Here is a 4,601-nt window from a genome sequence, read left to right on the forward strand (position 1 = left end):
TTTAATGGCGAAGTAAGAAAGATGATGATTATACTTTCTAAAGCCACCCTTGAAAATGTGTATGCCGCCTTTGTGTTAGCCAATGGTGCCCGTATGGAAGGCATAGAAGCAGAAATGTTTTTTACTTTTTTTGGTTTAGAAGCCATTCACAAAGGCAAATTAGAACATTTACATACTGCCACTGTTGGAAACCCGGCCCTGCACATGCCTACCCTATTAGGCGGATTACCCGGCGTGGAAGCATTGGCCACCAGTATGATGAAAAAGGAAATGGAAAAAATTGATATGCCCGATGTATTAGAATTTCTTGATATTCTAAAAGCCTCCGGCGTTAAGCTTTGGGCTTGTAAATTAGCCATGGAAATGTTTCATTACAAAAAAGAAGACATGTACGATGATTTAGATGGCGTTATTACCGTTGGCGATTTTTACAAGCAAGGCTCCGGCTTAGGCACCCACATGCTTTTTGTATAACTAGTTGGCAAGCAATCTTTAATGATACTGACCGATTATTTCTATAATCGGTCAGTTTTTTATATCGCAACTAAAAGCCAACTTCCTATTTTCTTCCATTTCCAAATACCTCATCTTAAGGCAGCCTGCTAAGTAAAAGTGTATAAGTTTATAAATACCCTTTATCTTTCAAATAAGCAACCCATTTTTGATATCCCCCACCGGTAGCGGTTAAGTGCAACCCATCGGCGGTATATTTTGCATTGAGCCTTCCCTTTTCATCAGTAAACAAATCATGAATATTGATAAAAGGTACTTTTAATTGTGCCGCCATTTTTTGAATGAGTTGATTGGTATGCACAATATGGCTTTGTTTATCATAATGCTGGGGAAAGTTAACTACATCGGGATTTACAGGCATAATACTTTCCACATACACTTTTGCATCCGGGCTTCCTGCTTGTATGCGCCGCACAATTTTACCAATGTTATCGGCAATAACGGCATCGGGAATATCTTTCCCAATATCATTAATACCAATTAGTAAAAACACTTTTGAAGGTTGGCGGGCAATTACATCCTCTAACCGCTTTAAAACGCCATAAGTAATATCGCCACCAATACCCCTGTTAATCACCGTTGAATCATTTAACAGTATTTCCCAGTTACCCATTTCGGTAATGCTATTACCCAAAAACATGATTTTGCCTTTTACAATAGGCTCTTTTGCAAATGCAGCCATACGAACGGCATAATGTTCGGGTATAAAGCCCGTAGTATCAAACAAATGCTGGTTGGTTACTTGTGCCTGCATTCCCAATGGCCATAGCATACATCCAAATATAAAATACCTCAGCGCTTTCATGTGTTGTTGTTTTTAAGTGGTTAAACTGAATATATTTACCCTAATGCCTATTATGCAAACAGTTACCTGCAATGCTGATGTATTGCATGGTTGTGTTGAATATAAAATCAGGGAAAATGGGCAGTATAATGAATGAGTATATTTCCGATTACCGCTGTGTGAATATACAACGCTGAAAAGACGAAAACAAATATTTTTTTAGTTTATATTTTGAAATAAGCCGGACTCAAGATTCTGTTGGTTTATGAAGTTCTTTAGTCTTTGGGTGTTGGGTATTAGATATTCACAGCAATGGAATGCCGTTATCACATGTTTACCCGTATTATTTACGCCTGTCTTTCTTAACCACAAAGCCCACAGAGGATTTTACACAAAGGGCACAGAGAGATGGGTGGCTGGTCTTTAGGTAGTTGGTCTTTGGGTGTTAGTGATATTCATTCGTGTCTATCCGCGTCATTTGTGGCTACTTATCATTTTGAGGTGTGTACTACAAAGCATTCTTTGTGAGCTTTTGAAATTTAAACTACCGGTTGGTGGGGGCACCAACCGGAATTAATTGGTGATTAAGTGATTGGTTATGCGAGTCCATTTGTGGCTACAAACCATTTTGTAGTTTAAATTACTGTGCATTCTTTGTGAGCTTTGCAAATTCGCCATCTGCCTTAATGGTTACCTCATCACTAATCATTGCCGATGGGTATTTGGTACCAATATTAAAATCGGTACGATTAATGGTACCGGTAAGTTTAAAACCCGCATCGTCTTTTTTTGTCATAGGGTTCACAATGGTACCACGATACACCAAATTCATGGTAACGGGATTAGTGATACCATGCATGGTTAGGTTGCCGGTTAATTTATAATGGTTATTGCCAACAGGTTGAATGGCGGTACTTTTAAAAGTAATTACAGGAAATTTAGCCACATCAAAAAAGTTGGGACTTTTCAGGTCGTTATCACGCATTTCTACTTCAGTATTAATAGATGCGGCCTCGGCAGTTAAACTAAATACAGCATCACTAAAATCGGGTTTTGATGCTTGTATGGTTACGTCGAAATTTTTAAATAAGCCATCTACATCCGATACCATTAAATGGGTAACGGTAAAAGTGAGTTTAGAATGTGCTTTATCATTCTTCCAGGTTGTTTGTGCAAAAGCTGCTGTTTGCATAAAAAGTAAAGCAGCTACGAATAATTGTTTCATTTTATTTGTTTTGGTGATAAAAAATTGATTTGTGATTATTCGATACTACCACACCACCTCAACACTTTGCTTAAAATAAGATAGCAATGGGTATACGTTATATTCATCCGGCAAAATTAGCGGAATGGTATGCGCCGGTACAATGATATAACGCAATAAAAAGCATTGATTTGAATCAAGCTATTGATGTTGTATAAAATTTTATTTACCGTTGGTTATTCTTCGGCGTACCCTGCTCAGGGTTTCGGGTGTAATGCCCAGATAAGAGGCAATCATGTGTTGTGGCACTCGTTTAGCAATAGCGGGGTATTGTTGTATAAACTTTTGATATCGTTCTTCCACCGTTAAATGGGGTATGGCATTTAATCTTCTTTGTAGTGCAATGTAGGCATTGGTAATTATTTCCAGCATCAGGGTTTGGTATTTGGGGCATTGTTGCAGCAAAGCATCGTTGGCCGATTTACTAATTAATACCAATTCCGCATCTTCAATGGCATCAATATTATAAATAGCCGGTTCGCCGGAAAATAAGCTATATAAATCTGAAATGAACCAGCCTTCAATGGCAAACTGAACAATATGTTCACCGCCATTACCATCAACCGAATAAGAACGTAATACCCCTTTTTCTACAAATGCGGTGTATTTACATTCATCTCCTTCTTGCAACAAGTATTGCTTTTTGCGCAATTTTTTAAAGGCCAAATGGCTTTTAATCAATTCCTCTTCCACTTTGGTGAGCGGTATTTTTTTGTTCAGGTGCTGAAAATATATTTTGTACATGAGGTTATTAACGATTATTTTTTGACAACATTACATCAAGCCACTTTTCAGTCAATCATTTCAACTTTAGCAAAATAATCGTTATTTTGCAAGGTGGACAAAATTGGTTACATAGAAATAAGAATTACCGGTTCAAAAGGCAATTTGGATTTATCACCTGATAATTTCGACATTAGGGATATTATTTCTATTCTTGAAGATGCCCCGAGAACCTCCTTTATCCCGGTGATAAAAAGGACCGCCCCCTAATTAGTTATAACATTGAGCGAGGCTCTGTTAAACATATTCTAAAGACTTCAATGCAATATATCATCGGATTTAATGCAATTATCGGTCAGGTAAGTTTTGCTCAAAATATTGACTTTCTTGATTTATCAACAGCTAAAGCTTTTGAAAATATTCAGTACATGGCCTCAAAACGAGATTATGTATTTAACATTAAAACCTCTATAGAAAACTCTAATGAAATTAGAATTGATCGTACAACCAATTTTAAAAAAACCGAAGCAATTTGGGCAGATGCTGAATTTTACTTTTATGGTAAAATGACTAACGCCGGTGGCAAAGACAAAGCAAACATTCATATTTATACCAATGAGTTAGGAACAGTTAGAGTGCAAACCCCCATCAGCTTTTTAGAAAAATACGAGGATAATATCTTATATAAAACATTAGGTATTAGAGCAACCGGTAAACAACATTCTATACAGGCGAAATTGATACCTCTACGCTTAAATTCATTGAATTGGTGGATTACTTCCCTAAATATGATGAAGCATACTTGAAAGGGCTCCGTGATAAAGCAAAAAAGAATTGGCTGGATAAGATTGATGCAGATTCATGGCTAAAAAATATAAGAGGAGGTTATGACGCATAAATCCATCCATTTTGCTTGATACAAGTTTTTTTCTTCGCTTTCTGGATGAGCTTAGCCCTTTGTTTAGAAATGCAGACGTATATTTTAGATATTTTCTTGAAAAAGAAATCGCAATGTTTATTTCCACAATCTCTATTGCAGAATATTGCGTTGGAGGTGAGGTACATGAACTGCCTTTAAGAAATTTACAAATTTTGCCATTCAATCTGGATCATTCAAAACAAACAGGGGAATTTGCCAAAATAATTTTTCGAAATAAAGGAAAATTAAAATTGAATGAGCGAAATATAATTAACCCAAGTTTCCTAAAATAGAAGCATTTGAAATAGGAATAATTTTGAGTTGCGAAAACAAAACTTCTACTCAAATGCTTCAGGACAAAGTTATTGGAATTTACTGTTTAGTGGATGATATATTGA

At 36.4% G+C, this 4,601-nt stretch carries 6 protein-coding genes; 3 read left to right on the top strand and 3 right to left on the bottom strand.

The window, feature by feature from the left end; all coding sequences use genetic code 11:
- Nucleotides 1-474 (top strand): DsrE/DsrF/DrsH-like family protein (locus EO766_RS17765; RefSeq protein WP_287101726.1); only part of this gene is annotated, 474 nt, incomplete at its 5' end.
- 148 nt (nt 475-622) lie between these two features.
- Here EO766_RS17765 and EO766_RS17770 read toward each other — a convergent pair.
- From EO766_RS17770 to EO766_RS17780, 3 genes are all read right to left on the bottom strand, one after another.
- Nucleotides 623-1,318 (bottom strand): GDSL-type esterase/lipase family protein, encoded by a 696-nt coding sequence (locus EO766_RS17770; protein WP_074420780.1) that lies wholly within the window; start codon nt 1,316-1,318, stop codon nt 623-625.
- Nucleotides 1,319-1,937: 619 nt separating this feature from the next.
- Nucleotides 1,938-2,522: a YceI family protein gene (locus EO766_RS17775; RefSeq protein WP_074420781.1), complete on the bottom strand. Its 585-nt coding sequence runs from the start codon at nt 2,520-2,522 to the stop codon at nt 1,938-1,940.
- 201 nt (nt 2,523-2,723) lie between these two features.
- Nucleotides 2,724-3,305, bottom strand: coding sequence for a Crp/Fnr family transcriptional regulator (locus EO766_RS17780; protein WP_074418254.1), 582 nt, complete (start codon nt 3,303-3,305; stop codon nt 2,724-2,726).
- Between the two features lie 299 nt (nt 3,306-3,604).
- On the opposite strand from EO766_RS17780, the gene EO766_RS17785 reads away from it, so the two are divergent.
- Together EO766_RS17785 and EO766_RS17790 are read left to right on the top strand one after the other, a co-directional pair.
- A complete protein-coding gene (locus EO766_RS17785) occupies nt 3,605-4,090 on the top strand; it encodes a hypothetical protein (protein ID WP_218836915.1) in 486 nt (161 codons plus the stop codon).
- Nucleotides 4,091-4,193: 103 nt separating this feature from the next.
- Nucleotides 4,194-4,496 (top strand): PIN domain-containing protein, encoded by a 303-nt coding sequence (locus EO766_RS17790; RefSeq protein WP_143439527.1) that lies wholly within the window; start codon nt 4,194-4,196, stop codon nt 4,494-4,496.
- The last annotated feature ends 105 nt before the right edge of the window (nt 4,497-4,601 follow it).

It is taken from the genome of Hydrotalea sp. AMD (assembly GCF_004100315.1).
In the GTDB taxonomy this organism is placed as follows: Bacteria; Bacteroidota; Bacteroidia; order Chitinophagales; family Chitinophagaceae; genus Hydrotalea; species Hydrotalea flava.